The sequence below is a fragment of the Pseudomonas sp. BJP69 genome (genome assembly GCF_007633355.1).
In the GTDB taxonomy this organism is placed as follows: Bacteria; Pseudomonadota; Gammaproteobacteria; order Pseudomonadales; family Pseudomonadaceae; genus Aquipseudomonas; species Aquipseudomonas juntendi.
The window spans coordinates 3,152,816-3,172,242 of sequence record NZ_CP041933.1; the positions used below are offsets into that span (position 1 = coordinate 3,152,816).

A 19,427-nucleotide genomic window follows, 5' to 3' on the forward strand; every position below is an offset into this window, starting at 1 on the left:
CGCCGGAGCCTGCCCCCCGATGTTCATCCTGAGCCGCCTTGACAGCGTGCCGCCCGAGTCTTTCCAGAACCAGATCCGCGAGCTGGTGATTCACAACGTCGGTGAATTGAGCAGTGTCGCGATCAGTGCAGACAACCCGCTGTACCCGCTGTACCAGTACGGCGTCGGCATGGAGGTGCACCAGTACCTGCAAGCCCTGGACGGCACTCGCGGGCTGGCCGTGGCGCTGACCCTGGCACTGGATGCCGAAGCGCCTGACCAGTTGTTGGGCTTTGCCTTGTCGCTACCCGCCGAGGACGATGAGCAGGCCTGTGCCCTGGCATTCATGGCCGTACGCGCCAGCCATCGGCGCCAGGGCATCGCCCGGGCGCTGCTGGGCGACCTGCAGGCGCGCCATGCCTGCGTCGAGCTGAACGCCTTCGCCAACCAGGTACCGTGGTTCGAAGCCATGGGTATGCAGGTGGTGGCCGCCAAGGGTCCGCAGGTGCTGATGAGCAGCACCGGCCAGGCCAGCGGAGCACTGATCGGCCGCCTGGACATCGCCCCCATCTACCAGACCGCCGAGGTGCTGCAGATTCATACCTACCTGCTCAACCAGCAAGGCGAAGATGCGATGATCGAAGCGGAGCAGATGCGCGACGAGCGGCTGGACGCGCTGACCGCACAGGCGCAGGAGTGTGTGCGCCAGCGCCAGCACGTGCACTGATCGCACCGTCAAGCACAACGCTCAGGGCCGCACCGCTCAAGCTCGGCGCGGCCCGGCGGCTCAGCCATGCACCCAGCGCCGGTGCAGCCCGCGCGCCAGGGCATCGAGCAGAAAGCCCAGCACACCGATCAACAGCACCATGGCCATCAGCTCGGAGTACGCCAGGCGGTCGCGGGTATCGAGAATGAAATAGCCCAGCCCTGCACTGACCCCCAGCATTTCGCAGGGCACCAGCACGATCCACAGGATCCCGATGGCCAGGCGCACACCCGTCAGCACGTGGCCAATCACCCCCGGCACGATCACCTTGCACAAGGTTTCCCAGCGCGTGGCACTCAGGCTGCGGCTCAACTGCAGCCAGCGCGGGTCCAGTTGCCGCACCCCGGCGGCGGTGTTGAGCAGGATCGGCCACAACGCGGCGAACGCCAGCAAAAAGTAGATCGGCTGGTCACCCACGCCCATCAGCATCACCACCACCGGCATCCACGACAACGGCGAGATCATGCGCAGGAACTGGAATGCCGGCGTGGTCGCCGCCTCCAGGTGCCGGTAGCTACCTACCAGCAACCCCAACGGCACACCAATCAGCAACGCCAGCAACAAACCCACCAGGATGCGCTTGAGGCTGACCCAGATATGCCCGTAGACCTCGCCCTGCCCCAACAGCTCGACCAGGCTGGCCAACGTGGCCTGCGGTGCAAACCGGGCCGACAGGCCATCGGCCTGGCCGAACACGGCGACCCCGGCCCACCACAGTGCCAGCAAGCCCAGCAAGCCGGCCAGGCCAAGCCCGGCATGTACCACGTGCGTACGCATCAGACGGCGAACTCCTCGCTGCGCTCGTAGTTGTCGGCTATGCCGAACACCGACGGCCCGCCCACGGCGGCAATGGCGTTACGCACGAAGCGGTCATCCACCAGGTCGCGGGCAGTCTGCGCCGGGTCCAGGCCGGCGAGGAACGCGTGGTCACCTTCGATCAGGGTGTGCTGCAAGCGCTGGACCAGTGCTTCGGTGTAGCTCGGGAACGGGTAAGGCTGGAAATCGATGCGCTTTTCGTCCCACTGCTGGTGGCGAATAGCGCCGCTGGCGATGTAGCCGGCACGGTCCTCGGCCGCCGGGGCAAGGACCTTGGCCAGCACCGCCGGGTCATGGGGCGTGTACTTGTTGGCGCCAGCACGCGACAGCAAGGCTGCTGCTTCGGCGCGGTGGTCGCGGGTCCAGTGCTGGGCCTTGACGATGGCATTGACCACCTTCTGCGACCACTCGGGGCGGTTGTCGAGGTCGTGTTCGTGCATGAACACCACGCAGCAGGCATGGTTGCGCCAGACATCGCCCGTGAAGCGCTGCACGCGGCCAACCTTGAGGTTCTCGGCCAGGGCGTTGAACGGCTCGGCGACGATGTAACCGGCTATGCGCTTGCTGGCCAGGGCCGGTGGCATGTCGGAGGGCGGCAACACCAGCAGGTTCACTTCATTGTCTGCCAATGCCGCATTGGCCGGCTTCGACACCGGTGTCAGGCCGTTGTCGTTGAGCATCTGCTGCAGCACGACGTTATGGATCGAGTACCAGAAGGGTATGGCCACGGTCTTGCCACCCAACTGCTTCATGTCTGTGATGTCGGGGGCGACGGTCAGGCCCGAACCGCCCACGTGGTTCCACGCCACCACCTTGGCCGGCACCTTGCTGGCATAGCGCGCCCACACGGTCATCGGCGACAGCAGGTGAATCACGTTCACCTGGCCAGAGATGAACGCCTCGATCACCTGTGCCCAACTGCGCAGCAATACCGGGCGTTCGGCCTTGATACCCTCGGCTTCGAACAGGCCGTTGTTGTGCGCCACCAGCAAGGGCGTTGCGTCGGTGATCGGCAGGTAGCCGATACGTACCGGCGCGTCCGGCTCGGCAGCGGCGCGGGCCTGCAGGCTCGACAGCAACGGCAGTGCACCGGCGGCGGTGAGCATGGCGCCCAGCTTGAGAAAATCACGTCGTGAAGACGAGGAACAGCAGTCATCCATGCACATGGGCAGCCTCCGAGGCCTGGGGGATTGGGGTGGGTTCGACCGTGCGGCTTGCTCGCCGGAGCGTCTTGAGAATTTCAATGCGCAGGGCGCCCAGTTCTTCTACCCGCTGCGTGCGCGGCTGCGGCAGGCCGATGTGCCACTGGCCGAGGATGTGCGCTGGATGGTCGCCCAGCAGCAGCACACGGTCGGACAGCAACAGGGCTTCGTCGATATCGTGGGTGATCAGCACCGCCGCCGTGTTGTGGGTGGCGATCAATTGCAGCAGCAATTGCTGCATGTCGGCACGGGTGACTTCATCCAGCGCGCCGAACGGTTCGTCGAGCAACAGCACTTCGGGCTGCCGTGCCAGGCAACGGGCCAGCGCGGTCCGCTGGGCCATGCCGCCAGACAGCTGCGCCGGGTAGTGGCTGCGGGCGTGGCCCAGGCCCACGGCGGCGATAGCGTGGTCGATACGTGCACGGCGTTCGGCAGCCGCCAGCTTGGGCTGGCGGGCGAAGTCCAGGCCGAAGGCGACGTTTTTCTCCAGGCTCAGCCAAGGCAGCAGGCTGGGGTCCTGGAAGGCTACCGCCAGGCGCGGGTGTGGGCCCTGCAGCGGCTGGCCATGCAGCCGCACGCTGCCACCACCCGGCTGCTGCAGGCCGGCCAATACCCGCAACAGGCTGGACTTGCCAACACCGCTGGGGCCCAGAATGCTCACCACCTCGCCGCGCCCCAGCTGCAGGTCGAACTGCGCCAGCACTTGCTGCCAGCCGCCCTCGCCCGGGTAGCCCAGGCTGATGTCACGGGCTTCGAGCAACATTGCACTCATGCCCCGGCTGCCTGGCGGTGCAGCTCGGCCCGCAGCTGCACCAGGCTGGGCGTGACGATCGGCACGAACGCTGATTCGCGCCAGCGGCGGGCAAAACCTTCGCCATACTCGCTGAGGTAGGCTTTGCCACCACTGGCCTGCAATTCCAGTTGCACCGCGTCGGCGGCGCTTTCGGCCAGGGTGATGCGCAGCTTGAACAAGGCCGCCGGTTGTTGCAGGAAGCGGCCATCGAGCAAACCTTGCTTGAGCTCGCTGACGGTATTCTCCAGGCGCTCGCTGAGCACCTGGCGGGCTTCGTCCAGGAATGAGGCACGCCCCTGCAGGTGGGCCTGCACTTCGTCCAGTGCCCGGCGCGCCAGGCCAATGGCCATGCCGCACTGCAACGCCAGGAAGGCCGGGCGGACCTGCGGCAGGAAAGCGCGGGCATTGTCGTGCAGCAACCAGTCACGTGCCAGCGGCACCTGGTGGAAGGCCAAGGCAGCGGTGTTGCTCGACTGCAAGCCCATCAGTTGCAAGTCGTCAGAACGTTGCAGGCCTTGGGCATCCGAAGGAATGGCCAGTACGAACGGAGCACCGCCCGCGTCGTCCTCGATGGCCGCCGCTACCACGAACCCACTCTTGCGCAGGTTGGTCACCCAGTGCAGGCGGCCCTCCAGGTGCCAGCCATCGCCCGCCGGGCGGCCGCGCACTTGCAGGGCTTCGATGCCAGAGAGGAACTTCATGGCATTGGACAGGCCGGTGGCACCGGCCAGCTCGCCGGCCAACAGCTGTGGCAGCAAGCGCGCGCGCAGCGGCTGGTTGGGGCTTTGCAACAGGTACTCGATAAAGGCGCGCTGGCCCCAACACACGAAAGCGGCAGCCAGCGAGCGGCTGGCAATGGCAGCGATGGCCTCGACGGCGTCGGTCACCTGCCCGCCCGTACCGCCCAGGGCAGGGTCGACGCCCACGCGCAGCAGTTGCGATTCGGCGATTTGCGCCAGCACGTGCTGCGGCTCGCACAGGCCCCGATCTATGGCCTCGGCATTGGCATCCAGCCACTGTCGAAATGCACAATCCTGCATGGTCTTGCTCCTTTGAGAACGCCGGGCCGCCTGGCGGCCCCTTTGCGGCACATGGCCGCTCCTACAACTACCGCTGTACCGCCGCTAGCAGAGGCAGATCATGCAGTGGGCTGCCAGCGGTACTTGCCAAGCTCGTCATTGAGCGGCGTTTGGGCGAACACATTAGCAAAGTTGCACAGGGTTGCGAGGCTCACGCCAAGAATCACTTCCAGCGCATTGCCTTCGCTGAAGCCGGCATCCCGGAATGCCTGGTACGTGGCCTGGCTCACATTGCCGCGGGTCGCGATCACTTCGCGGGCGAAGGCGGCCAAGGCTTCGTAACGGGCATTGGGCAGCTCGCCGCGGGCCCGCAGGGCATCGACCACCTCCTGCGGCAGCTTGGCCTTGTTCAACGCCACGGCGGTGTGCCCCGCCACACAGAAATCACAGCCATGTTGGGTGGCGGCAATCAGTTGCACCACTTCGCGGTCGGCCAGGCTCAGGTCGGACTTGCCATTCAATGCCGAAACGGTCACGTAGGTTTCCAGTGCCGCTGGCGCGTTGGCCAGCACCCCGAGCAGGTTGGGGATGAAGCCCGAATTCTTCTGCGCGTTCTCAAGGAACGGGCGCGCTGCTTCCGGGGCGCTTTCCAGGGTGTGTAAGGTAATGCGCGAGGACATGGAGTGGTCTCCCTGATGGATGTCACTACAGTCTGGTGGTTATAAGAAGTACCCTCCATATTCATCAGTCGCCTTTCCTTGCTCCTGAGTCTTTGCATTAGATGATTTCGTCCGCCGCGCTCGTCGATTGGTTATTAGAAGGTCTGGAGCTGGATGCCAGCCTGTTTCATGTCGGCCGCTACTGTGGCGGCTGGCACGCCAGCACCCAGGGTATGGGCCGTGCCAGCTTCCACTTGGTGGTGCAGGGCGATTGCTGGCTGCACCTCGACGGCCAGGCGCAGCCGGTGTGCCTGAGAAAAGGCGACGCCGTATTCCTGTTGCGCGACCTGGGTTATCGCCTGTCCAGCGACCAGGACGCGGCAGGCGCCTGTGCGCAACCGCGTCAAACCATGCAGGCGCTGGACGGCGACGCCAGCGATGGGGTCGGCCTGGTCTGTGGCTTCTTCCGTTTCCAGTCGGGTTTGTCTTCGCTGATTGTCGAGGGCCTGGCCGACTGGATCCTGCTGCGTGCCGAAGACCCCGCCGGGAGCGCGGCGGGGGCGTTGTTCGGGCTGATCCTGGACGAATGCCAACGCCAAACCGGGCCTTCGCAAACCTTTCTGGAGCGCCTGACGCACTTGCTCTTTCTGTATGCACTGCGCCAGCAAGTGGATGCCGGGCAGCCCCTGGGCGGGCTGATCGCGCTTGCTCGGCAGCCGGCGTTCGCCGGGTTGCTCGAGCAACTGATCGAGCAACCCGGCAAAGCCTGGACACTGGAGAGCATGGCGGCCTGCACCGGGTTGTCGCGCTCGGCTTTCTTCAAACGCTTCAGCGAGCTGGCCGGGCAGTCGCCAGGCCAAGTGCTGCTGGCGTTGCGCATGCGCCATGCTTGCCGGTTGCTGCAGGCGGGCAACACGGTGGAGCAAGTGGGTGCACAGGTGGGGTACCAATCGGTGGCCGCTTTTACCCGGGCCTTCGCCAAGGCAGTGGGCATACAGCCAGGGGCCTACCGGCGGGGCCACGAAGGGCGTTAAGCAGCTCTACTGCGCCGAAAGCCGACTTGCGAGGCGCCACGTTGAAGCTGACTTCCCGGATAAAACTGACAATTTTCCTTGGTTTTATCAGCAGATCCCGTAACTTGAATGTCTGTTCAAGGATGATGGCCATATGGCATCATCGCATCCAAAAACAGTAAAGAGGGTGAGACCTACAAACGACTTTGCGGTGCATCCCGAGCCTGGCGCCACTGCGTTTACACCGGTAGCCGCCTGCGTTCTCGAGGCCTGCACGCCACCATCAAGGAGTACTTCATGCAGTTAAGGAATTTGAAGATCGGCATTCGCGCAGCAAGCGCATTCACCCTGTTGGGCGTTCTGGTGCTGGTGATGGGCCTGATCGCACTTTACGAAACCCGGCAGATGGACAGCGCTACGGACGAGATCCGGGTGACCTGGATGCCGGCAGTGGTAGCCCTCAGTGGAATCAGCACCGACCTGGGCCGCGCCCGCGCCCTTACGTTACGTGCCGCGCTCGACGACAACAGCGATGATCGCAAGCGCAACCTGCAGATGCTGGACAGCATCAACATCGAGCTTTCCAAGGGCTTGAAGCATTACGCTGGCATGGTGGCTGCCACCGATGACCAAAACCTGTTCAACGCTTTCATGACTGCCCATCAGCAGTATTCCGACGTACAGGGGCGTGTGCTGCAGGGGCTCACCAGCGGGCGGATGGACGACGCCAGGCAACTGATCAGCGGGCCGCTGACCCAAAGCGCCGATAGCATGATGCAGGCCATGACCGCGCTGATTGCCTACAACGGCACAAGTGCCGAGCAAGCCTCGCAGCGCAGCAGCGATGTGGCTGACGAAGCGTTCCAGGCGCTGATAGGCGCGCTGTTGGTGATTGTTCTGGCGCTTGCCGCCATCGCCACCCTGCTCACCCGCAGTATCGTGCGGCCGTTGGCCGAGGCCGTGGCCGTGGCTGAACGCGTGGCCACCGGCGACCTGACTCGCGAAATCCAGGTGGTGGGCCGCGACGAGCCGGCCTTGCTACTGCGCGCGTTGAGCCGCATGCAGACCAGCCTGCGCGACACCATTCGGCAGATAGCCGCCTCGTCCGACCAACTGGCCTCGGCGTCCGAAGAGCTGCACACCGTCACCGAAGACACCAGCCGCGGCTTGCACCAGCAAAGTGCCGAAATCGACCAGGCGGCAACGGCCGTCAACCAGATGACCGCGGCGGTCGAAGAAGTGGCCAACAATGCGGTGAGCACCGCAGACGCCTCCAGAGGTGCCGACCAGACTACCCGCGATGGCCGCGACCGGGTCAACCAGGCGCTGGCCTCCATCCAGCACCTGGTGGCGGACGTGACCGGCACTTCCAGCGAAATCGAACAGCTGGCCAGCAATGCCAACGAGATCAGCCGGGTGCTGGATGTGATCGGTGCAATTGCCGGGCAGACCAACCTGCTGGCGCTCAACGCCGCCATCGAAGCCGCCCGCGCCGGTGAGGCAGGCCGTGGCTTTGCGGTGGTGGCGGACGAAGTTCGTGCCCTCGCCCACCGTACCCAGCAGTCGACGGCCGAAATCGAGCAGATGATTGCCGGGATCCAGAACGGCACCGAGCGCGCGGTGACCGCGATGCACAGCAGCCAGGGGCGTGCCACGGGCACGCTGGAAGTGGCCGAGGGCGCCGGGCAGGCGCTGGAGGTGATTGCCGAAGCGATGGCCTCGATCAACCAGCGTAACCTGGTGATAGCCAGTGCCTCGGAACAACAGGCGCAGGTGGCCCGTGAGGTGGACCGCAACCTGGTGAATATCCGTGACCTGGCCATGCAGACCTCGGCGGGGGCCAACCAGACCAGTGCGGCAGCGCAGGACCTGTCGCGCCTTGCCGTGGACCTGAATGGCATGGTGGCACAGTTCAAGGTCTGATCTGAGATAGCCGGGGCCGCATCGCGGCCCATCGCAGGCAAGCCAGCTCCCACAGGGATCGCCTTAGGGCTGACAGGTTTTTGCCACAAGGTATGGCAGCGCCTGTTAGAGCGAGCGCCGCCCGCGCGGCGCAATCGCGAGCTGCGCTCGCTCCTACGTTTGTTTCGGGCCAGTAACGCCTGTGACAGGCGCGCGCGGCCGCCTTGTTTGTACGGCGCGATATCGAGGCATGCACCAAGGCGTTCGCGCGCGAACCCCACAGGAATAATTGGCCCGAAACAAACGTAGGAGCGAGCGCAGCTCGCGATTGCGCCGCGCGGGCGGCGCTCGATCTCACAGGCACTGCATATCTTGTGACAAACACCTATCAGCCCTGATGCGTCCCCTGTGGGAGCTGGCTTGCCTGCGATGGGCTGCGAAGCAGCCCCTGTTGCAGCCACACGTGACTATCAGTCGTTCACACTCAAAACCCGCCCCGCCTTCTCGCCAGCCTTGCTGCGCGTGGCCAGGCAGTAGTACAGCGGCACCGTCACCAGCAAGCCGAACAGCCAGGACAAGTCGGCGCCTTCGACCAGGTTGGAGTACGGCCCGACATACAACGAGGTATTGGCAAACGGCAGCTGCACCAGGATGCCGCAGGCATAGGCAACGATTGCATGGTGATTGAAGCGGCCATAGATGCCGCCGTCGGCACTGAAGATCGAGGCGATGTCGTACTGGCCCTTCTTGATCAGGTAGAAGTCGATCAGGTTGATCGAGGCCCACGGCACCAGCACCAACAGCAGCGCCAGGATCAGGCCGATGAACTGGCCGATGAAATCTGCCGAGGCGTTCAGCGCGACCATACCGCAGCCCAGCAGTATGACCGAGGCCAGGATCACCCGAACCTTCACGCTGGGGGTCCACTGGGCAACGAAGGTCTGGATTGCAGTCACGATCGACAACACCGCGCCATACAGGTTGAGGGCGTTGTGGCTGATGATGTTGAGCAGGAACAGCACCATCAGGATCGGCCCCAGCCAGCCGGTGGCCTGCTTCACCGCGTCCATCGCATCGGTGCCTTGCGGCACGCACAGCACCGCCACCGCACCAAAGCTGAAGCACAAGATGGTGCCCAGGGTAGCGCCGAAATAAGTCGCCCAGAACGGCTTGGCAATGCCGACTTCACGCGGCAGGTAGCGTGAGTAGTCGGAGGTATACGGCGAGAAGCTGATCTGCCAGATCACACCCAGCGAGACGGTGGCGATGAAGCCCGACAGGTTGAAGGCGCCGCGGCTGAAGAAATCGGCAGGCAGGTCCTGGATGAACATCATGATGAAGCCGGCCAGCAGTGCCGAGCCCATCACCCAGGTGCCGATACGGTTGAGGATGTGGATGAAACGGTAGCCGACCACGCCGATGGCGGTGGCGCTCAAGGCGCCGATCACGATCGCCCCTGGCATCGGCACGCTCGGGCTGATGCCGTGGATGGTCTTGCCGGCCAACACGATGTTGGAAATGAAGAAGCCAACATAGATCAACGCCGTGAAGAACACGATCAGCAAGGCGCCATAGCGGCCGAACTGGCCACGGCTCTGCACCATCTGCGGAATGCCCAGCTGCGGTCCCTGCGCAGAGGCCAAGGCGATGACCACGCCCCCGACAAGATGGCCCAGCACGATGGCCACCAGCCCCCACAACAGGTTCAGGTGGAACACCTGTACCACCATGGCACCGGTGACGATCGGCAGTGGCGCAATGTTGGTGCTGAACCAGAGGGTGAACAGGTCGCGCGCCTTCCCATGGCGCTCGGCAGGTGGCACATAATCGACCGTGTGATTCTCGACAAACTGGTGTTGCGACGACGGTTGGGACATGGTTTTCAGCTCGAAAGGTCGTTTTTATCGTTGTAAGGAAACCGCATCTAGGCGGCCTCTCAGCTGCGGACCATATTATGGTATTCCAGACTTTTGACAACACTGATCCGCACGAAAAAGCGGCCTCTGTTCTGCTTGAAAAACCCCTTCGACAAACCACCACACCGAGCAAAGCCCCGTATTCCGTGGCTTTTCGCCGCTCATCGTGAAAATGTGCGGCTGAAAATTCTGCTTGCAAAATAGGTATTACGGTATACCATCAGACACATCAACGATAAAAACCGCGGACCACCGCAGCCTTTTAGAGGTAAACCCGATGATCGACGCAACCGTCTACAAGAACGTCCTGGGCTCCTTCCCGTCCGGCGTTACCGTCATCACCACCCTGGACGACGACGGCTCGGTCGTCGGCCTGACCGCCAGCGCATTTTCCTCCCTGTCGATGGAGCCGCCGCTGGTGCTGTTCTGCCCCAACTACAGCTCCGACTCCTACCCGGTACTGATCAAGCAGAAGCGCTTCGCCATTCACCTGCTCTCGGGTGAGCAGCAGGCACACGCCTATGCGTTCGCCAAGAAAGGCAAAGACAAGGCCAACGGTATCGAGTGGACCCTCAGCGAGCTGGGCAACCCGATCCTGGCCGGCGCCACGGCGGTCATCGAGTGCGAGCTGTGGCGCGAATACGAAGGTGGCGACCACGCCATCATGGTCGGCAAGGTGCACAACCTGATCGTTCCAGCCCAGGCGCCGCGGCCGATGGTGTACTGCCGCGGCAAGATGGCCAGCCTGCCGGCCTTGGCCTGAAGCCCATTGTGAATCGAGACAGCTGGCGCCCCCCCTGCCTGGCGCCAGCCCCTTTCAAGCGTTGAGGAAAGCCCCATGAAATTTTCGTTGTTCGTACACATGGAACGTTGGGATGAACAGGTCAGCCACCGCCAGTTGTTCGAAGACCTGACCGAACTGACCCTGATGGCCGAAGACGGCGGTTTCAGCACCGTGTGGATCGGCGAACACCACGCCATGGAATACACCATTTCGCCAAGCCCGATGCCATTGCTGGCGTACCTGGCGGCACGCACCGAAAAGATCCGCCTGGGTGCCGGCACCATCATCGCGCCGTTCTGGAACCCGATTCGCGTGGCAGGTGAATGTGCCCTGCTCGACGTGATCAGCAACGGCCGCATGGAAGTGGGCCTGGCCCGTGGCGCGTACCAGTTCGAATTCGACCGCATGGCCGGTGGCATGCCGGCCACCGACGGCGGCAAGGCCCTGCGCGAGATGGTGCCGGTGGTGCGCAAGCTCTGGGAAGGTGACTATGCCCATGACGGCGAAGTCTACAAATTCCCCACTTCCACCAGCGTACCGAAGCCGTTCAACGCTACGCCGCCCATGTGGATCGCCGCCCGCGACCCGGACTCGCACAACTTTGCCGTGGCCAACGGCTGCAACGTCATGGTCACGCCGCTGATGAAGGGCGACGAGGAAGTACTCGACCTGAAGAACAAGTTCCAGGCCGCCCTGGACAACAACCCCGACGTACCGCGCCCGCAATTGATGGTGCTGCGCCACACCCACGTGCACAGCCCGGCCGAGCCGGACGGCTGGAAGGTCGGGGCCCAGGCCATTTCACGCTTCTACCGCACCTTCGATGCCTGGTTCGGCAACAAGACCACCCCGGTCAACGGCTTCCTGGAGCCAAGCCCGGAGTCCAAGTTTGCCGAAGTGCCGGCGTTCCAGCTGGAGAACATCCGCAAGAACACCATGATCGGCACCCCGGAAGAGATCATCGCGCGCATCCGCTATTACCAGGAGCTGGGTGTCGACGAGTTCAGCTTCTGGTGCGACAACAGCCTGCCCCACGCCGAGAAGAAGAAGTCCCTCGAACTGTTCATCAAGGAAGTGGTACCGGCGTTCGCCTGAATTCCCATTGCCTGAAACATTGCGGGACACAGCCCGCTCCCGTAGGCCCATGCGGCTTGCGCGAGCGGGCTTTTTTAGCGGCAAGCTGCAAGCTGCAAGCTGCAAGCAAAAGCAGATCTGCTTTCGACTTTCGACTTTCGACTTGCAGCTTACGACTTGCAGCCTCCCGTCCCCCCGCAAGAGAAATTTCCACCCCCCTCTTGCACAACAAATATTATGGTATACCATCAGACAACAAGAGCTGATAACCCTCACCAGGAGCCACCCATGAGTTTCGAAATCCGCAAGATCGTCACCTACTCCGAAGAGACCCGCATCGAAGGCGGCAAGGCCACCGACAAGCCGGTGACCATGGTCGGCCTGGCCGTGGTGATCAAGAACCCATGGGCCGGTCGCGGTTTCGTTGAAGATCTGAAGCCGGAAATCCGCGCCAACTGCTCGGAGCTGGGCGCGCTGATGGTCGAGCGCCTGACTGCCGCCATTGGTGGGGCCGACAAGATCGAGGCCTACGGCAAGGCCGCCGTGGTGGGTGCCGATGGCGAAATCGAGCATGCCTCGGCGGTGATCCACACCCTGCGCTTTGGCAACCACTACCGCGAAGCGGTACAGGCCAAGAGCTACCTGAGCTTCACCAACAAACGTGGTGGCCCAGGCACCTCGATCCAGATCCCGATGATGCAGAAAGACGACGAGGGCCTGCGCTCGCACTACATCACCCTGGAGATGCAGATCGAAGACGCACCGCGTGCCGATGAAATCGTCGTGGTGCTGGGCGCTGCCGACGGCGGCCGCCTGCACCCGCGCATCGGCAACCGCTACATCGACCTGGAAGAACTGGCTGCCGAAAAAGCCAGCGCTCAATAACAACAACCAAGACGGGCCGGGGCGTGGCGTGCTTACCCGCCGCGCCCGACCTTCAAGGAGCGCCCTCCATGATTCAGCCTGTCGCTGAACGCACACCTGCCGGCACCAGCTACCTGTCCGTCGGCCAAGGCCAACCCGTGGTACTGATCCACGGCGTGGGCCTGAACAAGGAAATGTGGGGCGGTCAGTTCGTTGGCCTGGCCAACGACTACCGCGTCATCGCCTATGACATGCTCGGCCACGGGCAAAGCCGCGTGCCGGCTGCCGATACGCCGCTGGAAAGCTATGCCGACCAGCTCGCCGAACTGCTTGACCACCTGCAAATCGCCCAGGCCACGGTGATCGGCTTTTCCATGGGCGGCCTGGTTGCCCGGGCCTTTGCCCTCAACTACCCGCAGCGCCTGGCGGCACTGGTGGTTCTCAACAGTGTGTTCAACCGCAGCCCCGAGCAGAGCGCCGGCGTTATCGCCCGCGCAGCCCAGGCCGCAGAACTGGGCCCCGACGCCAACGTCGACGCCGCCCTCGAACGCTGGTTCAGCCGTGAATACAAGGCCGCCAACCCGGCCCAGGTCGCCGCTATCCGCCAGGTCCTGGCGAGCAATGACCCGCAGGGCTACCACACCACTTATTCGCTGTTCGCCACCCAGGACATGTACCGCGCCAGCGACCTGGGCAGCATCCAGGTGCCGACACTGATCGCCACCGGCGAGCTCGACTCGGGCTCCACACCGGCCATGACCCGCCAGCTCGCGGCGCGCATCCCAGGTGCGCACAGTGTGGTGCTGGCCGAGCAACGGCATATGATGGCGGTGGAAGCACCGCGTGAAGTCAACAAGATGCTGCTGGACTTCCTCGCGCAAGCCCGCACCCTTACCGAATCCGCCAAGGGGATTGTTGCATGACCCTCGTTCGTTTCCAGATGTGCATCGACGGCCAATGGCGCGATGCCCAGAGCGGCAAGACCTTCGACAGCCTCAACCCGGCCACCGCCCAGGCCTGGGCACAGTTGCCCGATGCCGACGAGGCCGATGTGGAGCTGGCCGTGCAGGCCGCCCAGCGTGCCTTCGACAGCAAGCAGTGGCGCAGCATCACGGCCACCGCGCGCGGCAAGCTGCTGCGTCGCCTGGGTGACCTGATTGCCGAGAACAAAGAGCACCTGGCGCAGCTGGAGAGCCGTGACAACGGCAAGCTGATTCGCGAAACCCGCGGCCAGGTCGGTTACCTGCCCGAGTTCTTCCACTACACCGCCGGCCTGGCCGACAAGCTCGAAGGTGGCACCCTGCCGCTGGACAAGCCCGACCTGTTCGCCTACACCGTGCACGAGCCGATCGGCGTGGTCGCCGGCATCATCCCGTGGAACAGCCCGCTGTACCTTACCGCGATCAAACTGGCCCCGGCCCTGGCGGCCGGCAACACCATCGTGCTCAAGCCGTCCGAGCACGCTTCGGCGACCATCCTGGAGCTGGCCCGCCTGGCCCTGGAAGCCGGCTTCCCGCCGGGTGTCGTCAACGTGGTCACCGGTTACGGTCCAAGCACCGGCGCGGCGCTGACCCGCCACCCGCTGGTGCGCAAGATCGCCTTCACCGGCGGTGCAGCCACTGCCCGCCACGTGGTGCGCAGCAGTGCCGAGAACTTCGCCAAGCTGTCGCTGGAGCTGGGCGGCAAATCGCCGAACATCATCTTCGCCGATGCCGACCTGGACAGCGCCATCAACGGCGCCGTGGCCGGCATCTATGCCGCCTCAGGGCAAAGCTGCGTCGCCGGATCGCGCCTGCTGGTGCAGGACGAGATTTTCGACGAGTTCGTCGAGCGCCTGATTGCCCGCGCCAAGCGCATCCGCATCGGCAACCCGCAGGACGATGCCAGCGAAATGGGCCCGATGGCGACCGCTCAGCAGTTGGCCGTGGTCGAAGGCCTGGTCGCTGCGGCCAAGGCTGAAGGCGCCAAGCTGCACATGGGTGGCAAGCGGGCCGAGGTCGAAGGCGAAGGCTGGTTCTACGAACCGACCCTGTTCGAGTGCGACAGCAACTCGATGACCATCATGCAGGAAGAAGTGTTCGGCCCGGTCGCGGCGGTCATCCGCTTCAAGACCGAGGAGCAGGCGCTGGAAATCGCCAACGACTCGCAGTTCGGCCTGGCGGCCGGTATCTGGACCCGCGACTTGGGCCGCGCCCACCGCCTGGCCCGTGACGTGCGCTCGGGCATCATCTGGGTCAACACCTACCGCGCCGTGTCGGCCATGGCCCCGATCGGCGGTTTCAAGAACAGCGGCTACGGCCGTGAGAGTGGCATCGATTCGGTGCTGGCCTATACCGAGCTGAAGACCGTGTGGATCAACCTGTCCACCGCGCCCATGCCCGACCCGTTTGTGATGCGCTAAGAGGTAGCACGAGATGATGGAACCTGGCATCTACAAAGACGTGATGGGCTCCTTCCCGTCCGGCGTCACGGTTGTCACCACCCTTGACGCCGACGGTGGCATCGTCGGCATCACCGCCAGTGCCTTCAGCGCCCTGTCGATCGACCCGGCGCTGGTGCTGTTCTGCCCCAACTACGCCTCTGACACCTACCCGATCCTGCGCGACAGCAAGCAGTTCGCGATCCACCTGCTGTCGGCCGAGCAAACCGCCGAGGCCTATGCGTTTGCCGGCAAGGGCAAGGACAAGGCCAAGGGCATCGAGTGGCACCTGAGCGAGCTGGGCAACCCGCTGCTGGCGAAGGCCACGGCGATCATCGAGTGCGAACTGTGGCGCGAGTATGACGGCGGGGACCATGCGATCATCGTGGGTGCGGTGAAGAACCTGGTGCTGCCCGAGCAGCCGGTCACGCCGATGGTGTACCACAAGGGCAAGCTGGGCGCCCTGCCGCCTTTGGGCTGATAGACCTTTAAGCCGGTGTTGGCTTCTTCGCGGGCTTGCCCGCTCCCACAGGGGCGGCGCAGTTCCCGAGACCTGCGCATTACCTGTGGGAGCGGGCAAGCCCGCGAACAAGCCACCGCCGATGTCCCTGTTTCATTCCGGAGCACTGCGCATGAGCAATGATAAGTACGAGAAAGGCCTGCAAATCCGCACCCAGGTACTGGGCGAAGACTACGTCAACCGCTCGATCCAGAACGCCGACGACTTCACCAAGCCGTTGCAGGAACTGGTCACCGAATACTGCTGGGGCCACGTCTGGGGCCGTGAAGGCCTCTCGCTCAAAGAGCGCAGCATGATAAACTTGGCCATGATTTCCGCGCTCAACCGGCCCCACGAGCTCAAGCTGCACATTCGCGGCGCATTGCGTAATGGCCTGAGCCGTGAACAGATTCGCGAGATCCTGCTCCAGGTCGGCATTTATTGCGGCGTGCCCGCGGCGGTGGACAGCTTCCGCCTGGCCCGCGAAGCGTTCGCTGAAGCCGATGCGGAGCCAACCCGTTAACACCGGGCTGTTCGAACCCACGCAAGGAGCACCCAAGGTTCGTGGTGCTATTGCGGTTGCGGCCGGGCAGCCTCTTTAAGAGCGCACTTGATGAAACGCCAGCCACTCGACGACAGCTTCAAGGTCAACCGCAACCCCGTTACCCTGCGCGAAATCGTGCTAGACAAGCTGCGCGCGGCGATCATGAACTTCCACCTGCTGCCTGGCGACCGCCTGGTCGAACGCGACCTCTGCGACCGCCTTGGGGTCAGCCGTACCTCGGTACGCGAAGCGCTGCGTCACCTGGAATCCGAAGGCCTGGTGGAATTCGCCGACGCCAAGGGCCCACGGGTGGCCATCATCACCCTGGAAGACGCCCGCGACATCTACGAGCTGCGTTGCGTACTCGAAGGCCTGATCGTGCAGTTGTTCACCCTCAACGCCAAGGCCAAGGACATCCGTGCCCTGGAACGCGCGCTGGAGGTCAACCGCGAAGCCTTGGAAGAAGGCGAGTTGCAGCAGGTGCTGGACTCGGTTCAAGGCTTCTACGACGTGCTGCTGGAAGGCTCCGGCAACCAGGTGGCGGCGCAGCAGTTGCGCCAGTTGCAGGCACGCATCAGCTACCTGCGCGCCACCTCGGTGTCGCAGGAAAACCGCCGCGGCGCCAGCAACCGCGAGATGGAAAAGATGGTCGAGGCAATCAAGGGTGGCGACCCGCTGGTTGCCCACCAGGCCTCGGTCGACCATGTGCGTGCGGCTGCCAAGGTAGCCCTGGATTACCTGCGCCAGAAGCAGGAAGACCACGTCAAGGTGCGCGACATCGTCGAGCCCCTGGCGCTGAAGGATCCACGTATTTAACGCCACCCACAGGCCGCTGATCATGCCCAACGCCCCGCGCTACTGCCCGCACTGTACCAAGGAACTGGCCCGGGGCGTTCCTGCAGGTGACACCCACGAACGCCTGCATTGTGGCGGCTGCGGCTACATCCACTACATCAACCCGAAGGTCATCGCCGGCTGCATCATCGAGCGTGACGGCAAGTACCTGCTGTGCCAGCGTGCCATCCCGCCACGCCCCGGCACTTGGACCTTGCCGGCGGGCTTCATGGAGGCTGGCGAGACCACCGAGCAGGCGGCGCTGCGCGAGGTGTGGGAAGAAAGCGGCGTGCGGGCCGACATCATTTCGCCGTACTCGATTTTCAGCGTGCCGAAAATCAGCGAGGTCTACATCATCTTCCGCGCCATCGTGACCGAAGAAACCGGGCAATACGGGTCGGAAACGCTGGCGTACAAGTTCTTCGCACCGGATGAGATCCCTTGGGATCAGATCTACTACCCGGCGATCCGGCAGATTCTCGAACGTTACATCCTGGAGCGGCAGGCTGGGGTGTATGGCATGTACATGGGCAATGACGACACCGGCAAGGTGCACTTCATGCGTTAGCCGGTGCTGGCCCTGTGCTCCAAAAATGCCCGGGTCGCACCAACAAAGCTCACCCATCACCGCGCACATAACGCGCAACCCCTCTACCCCAAGCCCCTCAGCCAACTGGCACCCTCCTTGCTACCGTCATCCGCTTAAGCTTTTGTCAGCCTTAGGTTTTTTAAGGCTTATAGGTACATATTTACTAATTTCCCGTTCCCCCAGCGGCCCGCATCATCGCTCCAACAAGAACGCGTTGCCCATCGCCGGCACGCACCCGGGCAGTTGCCAATGACCTACCTTGCCTTGGAGTCAGTCATGACCAGTGCAGCCAATTCGGCACCCCTCATAGAAAAACACACGATCGGCTATGTGCCACCGCAAGACCGCCATGGAAAGGTAAGGGATCTGTTCACGCTGTGGTTCGGCGGCAACATTGCGCCGCTGCCCATCGTCACCGGCGCGTTGGGCGTGCAGCTGTTTCACCTGAACCTGGTATGGGGCATCGTCGCCATCCTGGTGGGCCACCTGCTAGGTGGCGTGCTGATGGCCCTGCACTCGGCCCAGGGCCCGCAAATGGGCATCCCGCAGATGATCCAGAGCCGTGCCCAGTTCGGTACCTTGGGCGCGCTGCTGGTAGTAGTGATTGCCGGGGTCATGTACATCGGCTTCTTCGCCTCCAACATCGTGCTCGCCGGCAAGTCTTTGCACGGTGTGGTCGACGCCGTACCGGTGCCGGTCGGCATCGTCATCGGCGCGCTGGGTTCGGGCATCATCGGCATCATCGGCTACCGCTTCATCCACGTCCTCAACCGCATCGGCACCTGGGTGCTGGGTATCGGCATCGTGGTCGGCTTCGGCTATATCTTTACCCATGTGCAGAGCGACGACTTCCTCAGCCGCGGCAGCTTCAACCTGGCCGGCTGGCTGGCCACCGTGTCGCTGGCGGCGCTGTGGCAGATCGCCTTTGCGCCCTACGTGTCGGACTACTCACGCTACCTGCCGGCAGACGTGAAAGTCAGCTCGACCTTCTGGGCCACCTACCTGGGCTCGGCCCTGGGTTCGAGCCTGTCGTTCATCTTCGGCGCCGTGGCGGTGCTGGCCATTCCGGCCGGCATGGACACCATGGATGCGGTCAAACTGGCCACCGGGACCCTCGGCCCCGTCATGCTGGTGCTGTTCCTGCTCAGCGTCATCAGCCACAACGCCCTCAACCTGTATGGCGCGGTGCTGTCGATCATCACCCTGGTGCAAACCTTCGCCTACCGCTGGATCCCTACCGCCAAGAGCCGCGCGGTACTGTCGCTGATCGTGCTGTCGGCGTGCTGCGTGGTCGCCGTGTTCGCTTCGGCGGACTTCATTGGCCACTTCGTCGACATGGTGCTGGTGTTGCTGGTGGTGCTGGTGCCGTGGACGGCGATCAACCTCATCGACTTCTATGCCATCCACAAGGGCGACTACGACATCCAGTCGATCTTCCAGGTCGATGGCGGTATCTATGGCCGTTACAACCCGCAGGCTCTGCTCGCTTATGCGGTGGGTATCGTGGTGCAGATCCCGTTCATGAACACGCCGCTGTACGTGGGGCCGATTTCCGAGCACATCAACGGCGCCGACCTGTCGTGGCTGGTAGGGCTGGCGGTGACTTCGCCGCTGTACTGGTGGCTGGCCAGCCGTGACAGTGCTTACCGGCGCCGGCAGCTGAGTGCCAAGCTGGCCATGGGGCACTGAGTTTGCTGCGCCGGCAAATCCCAGCAGATGGTTGTGCACCATCGCTGGGAGCTCCGATGCCGGAAG

General features: G+C 63.7%; 19 protein-coding genes. 13 read left to right on the forward strand and 6 right to left on the reverse strand.

The window, feature by feature from the left end:
• Nucleotides 1–19: 19 nt before the first annotated feature.
• A complete protein-coding gene (locus FPB55_RS14675; protein ID WP_054912268.1) occupies nucleotides 20–706 on the forward strand; it encodes a GNAT family N-acetyltransferase in 687 nt (228 codons plus the stop codon).
• Between the two features lie 60 nt (nucleotides 707–766).
• On the opposite strand, the gene FPB55_RS14680 is transcribed toward FPB55_RS14675, so the two are convergent.
• The 5 genes from FPB55_RS14680 to FPB55_RS14700 all read right to left on the reverse strand — a co-directional run bounded on the left by FPB55_RS14680 (nucleotide 767) and on the right by FPB55_RS14700 (nucleotide 5,255).
• Entirely contained in the window at nucleotides 767–1,522 is a 756-nt protein-coding gene (locus FPB55_RS14680) for an ABC transporter permease (RefSeq protein WP_009685594.1), read from the reverse strand.
• A complete protein-coding gene (locus tag FPB55_RS14685; RefSeq protein WP_144188543.1) occupies nucleotides 1,522–2,727 on the reverse strand; it encodes an ABC transporter substrate-binding protein in 1,206 nt (401 codons plus the stop codon). The genes FPB55_RS14680 and FPB55_RS14685 overlap by 1 nt, the downstream gene beginning before the upstream one ends.
• Nucleotides 2,714–3,535 carry an ABC transporter ATP-binding protein gene (locus FPB55_RS14690; protein WP_144188545.1) on the reverse strand — a complete coding sequence of 274 codons (822 nt, stop codon included), beginning with the start codon at nucleotides 3,533–3,535 and terminating at the stop codon, nucleotides 2,714–2,716. The genes FPB55_RS14685 and FPB55_RS14690 overlap by 14 nt, the downstream gene beginning before the upstream one ends.
• Entirely contained in the window at nucleotides 3,532–4,596 is a 1,065-nt protein-coding gene (locus FPB55_RS14695) for an acyl-CoA dehydrogenase family protein (RefSeq protein WP_110677277.1), read from the reverse strand. The genes FPB55_RS14690 and FPB55_RS14695 overlap by 4 nt, the downstream gene beginning before the upstream one ends.
• A gap of 98 nt (nucleotides 4,597–4,694) precedes the next feature.
• Nucleotides 4,695–5,255, reverse strand: coding sequence for a carboxymuconolactone decarboxylase family protein (locus tag FPB55_RS14700; protein WP_009685599.1), 561 nt, complete (start codon nucleotides 5,253–5,255; stop codon nucleotides 4,695–4,697).
• 101 nt (nucleotides 5,256–5,356) lie between these two features.
• Between FPB55_RS14700 and FPB55_RS14705 the strand changes: the two genes are divergently transcribed.
• Nucleotides 5,357–6,268: an AraC family transcriptional regulator gene (locus FPB55_RS14705; protein ID WP_125855504.1), complete on the forward strand. Its 912-nt coding sequence runs from the start codon at nucleotides 5,357–5,359 to the stop codon at nucleotides 6,266–6,268.
• Nucleotides 6,269–6,544: 276 nt separating this feature from the next.
• Nucleotides 6,545–8,170 carry a methyl-accepting chemotaxis protein gene (locus tag FPB55_RS14710; RefSeq protein WP_033690930.1) on the forward strand — a complete coding sequence of 542 codons (1,626 nt, stop codon included), beginning with the start codon at nucleotides 6,545–6,547 and terminating at the stop codon, nucleotides 8,168–8,170.
• A gap of 449 nt (nucleotides 8,171–8,619) precedes the next feature.
• Here the strand turns inward: FPB55_RS14710 and FPB55_RS14715 are convergent, their stop codons facing one another.
• A complete protein-coding gene (locus FPB55_RS14715; protein WP_009683735.1) occupies nucleotides 8,620–10,026 on the reverse strand; it encodes a cytosine permease in 1,407 nt (468 codons plus the stop codon).
• Between the two features lie 316 nt (nucleotides 10,027–10,342).
• Here FPB55_RS14715 and FPB55_RS14720 point away from each other — a divergent pair, with 316 nt between their 5' ends.
• The 10 genes from FPB55_RS14720 to FPB55_RS14765 all read left to right on the forward strand — a co-directional run bounded on the left by FPB55_RS14720 (nucleotide 10,343) and on the right by FPB55_RS14765 (nucleotide 19,361).
• A complete protein-coding gene (locus FPB55_RS14720; RefSeq protein WP_009683734.1) occupies nucleotides 10,343–10,828 on the forward strand; it encodes a flavin reductase family protein in 486 nt (161 codons plus the stop codon).
• 75 nt (nucleotides 10,829–10,903) lie between these two features.
• Nucleotides 10,904–11,944: an LLM class flavin-dependent oxidoreductase gene (locus FPB55_RS14725; RefSeq protein WP_009683733.1), complete on the forward strand. Its 1,041-nt coding sequence runs from the start codon at nucleotides 10,904–10,906 to the stop codon at nucleotides 11,942–11,944.
• Nucleotides 11,945–12,211: 267 nt separating this feature from the next.
• The gene (locus tag FPB55_RS14730; RefSeq protein WP_029613156.1) at nucleotides 12,212–12,808 is read left to right on the forward strand and encodes an amino acid synthesis family protein; all 597 of its coding nucleotides are present in this window, start codon (nucleotides 12,212–12,214) and stop codon (nucleotides 12,806–12,808) included.
• A 68-nt stretch (nucleotides 12,809–12,876) separates the two neighbouring features.
• Complete coding sequence (locus FPB55_RS14735; protein WP_115294232.1) at nucleotides 12,877–13,710, forward strand: alpha/beta fold hydrolase; 834 nt, start codon at nucleotides 12,877–12,879, stop codon at nucleotides 13,708–13,710.
• Nucleotides 13,707–15,188, forward strand: coding sequence for an aldehyde dehydrogenase (locus FPB55_RS14740; protein WP_054912259.1), 1,482 nt, complete (start codon nucleotides 13,707–13,709; stop codon nucleotides 15,186–15,188). Before FPB55_RS14735 ends, FPB55_RS14740 begins: the two co-directional genes overlap by 4 nt.
• Before the next feature lie 13 nt (nucleotides 15,189–15,201).
• Complete coding sequence (locus FPB55_RS14745) at nucleotides 15,202–15,687, forward strand: flavin reductase family protein (protein WP_144188547.1); 486 nt, start codon at nucleotides 15,202–15,204, stop codon at nucleotides 15,685–15,687.
• A gap of 151 nt (nucleotides 15,688–15,838) precedes the next feature.
• Nucleotides 15,839–16,228 carry a carboxymuconolactone decarboxylase family protein gene (locus tag FPB55_RS14750; protein WP_009683727.1) on the forward strand — a complete coding sequence of 130 codons (390 nt, stop codon included), beginning with the start codon at nucleotides 15,839–15,841 and terminating at the stop codon, nucleotides 16,226–16,228.
• A 90-nt stretch (nucleotides 16,229–16,318) separates the two neighbouring features.
• Nucleotides 16,319–17,065 (forward strand): GntR family transcriptional regulator, encoded by a 747-nt coding sequence (locus FPB55_RS14755; protein WP_009683726.1) that lies wholly within the window; start codon nucleotides 16,319–16,321, stop codon nucleotides 17,063–17,065.
• A gap of 22 nt (nucleotides 17,066–17,087) precedes the next feature.
• Complete coding sequence (locus FPB55_RS14760) at nucleotides 17,088–17,651, forward strand: NUDIX hydrolase (protein WP_054905968.1); 564 nt, start codon at nucleotides 17,088–17,090, stop codon at nucleotides 17,649–17,651.
• A 297-nt stretch (nucleotides 17,652–17,948) separates the two neighbouring features.
• Entirely contained in the window at nucleotides 17,949–19,361 is a 1,413-nt protein-coding gene (locus FPB55_RS14765; protein WP_144188548.1) for a cytosine permease, read from the forward strand.
• Nucleotides 19,362–19,427 lie beyond the last annotated feature (66 nt).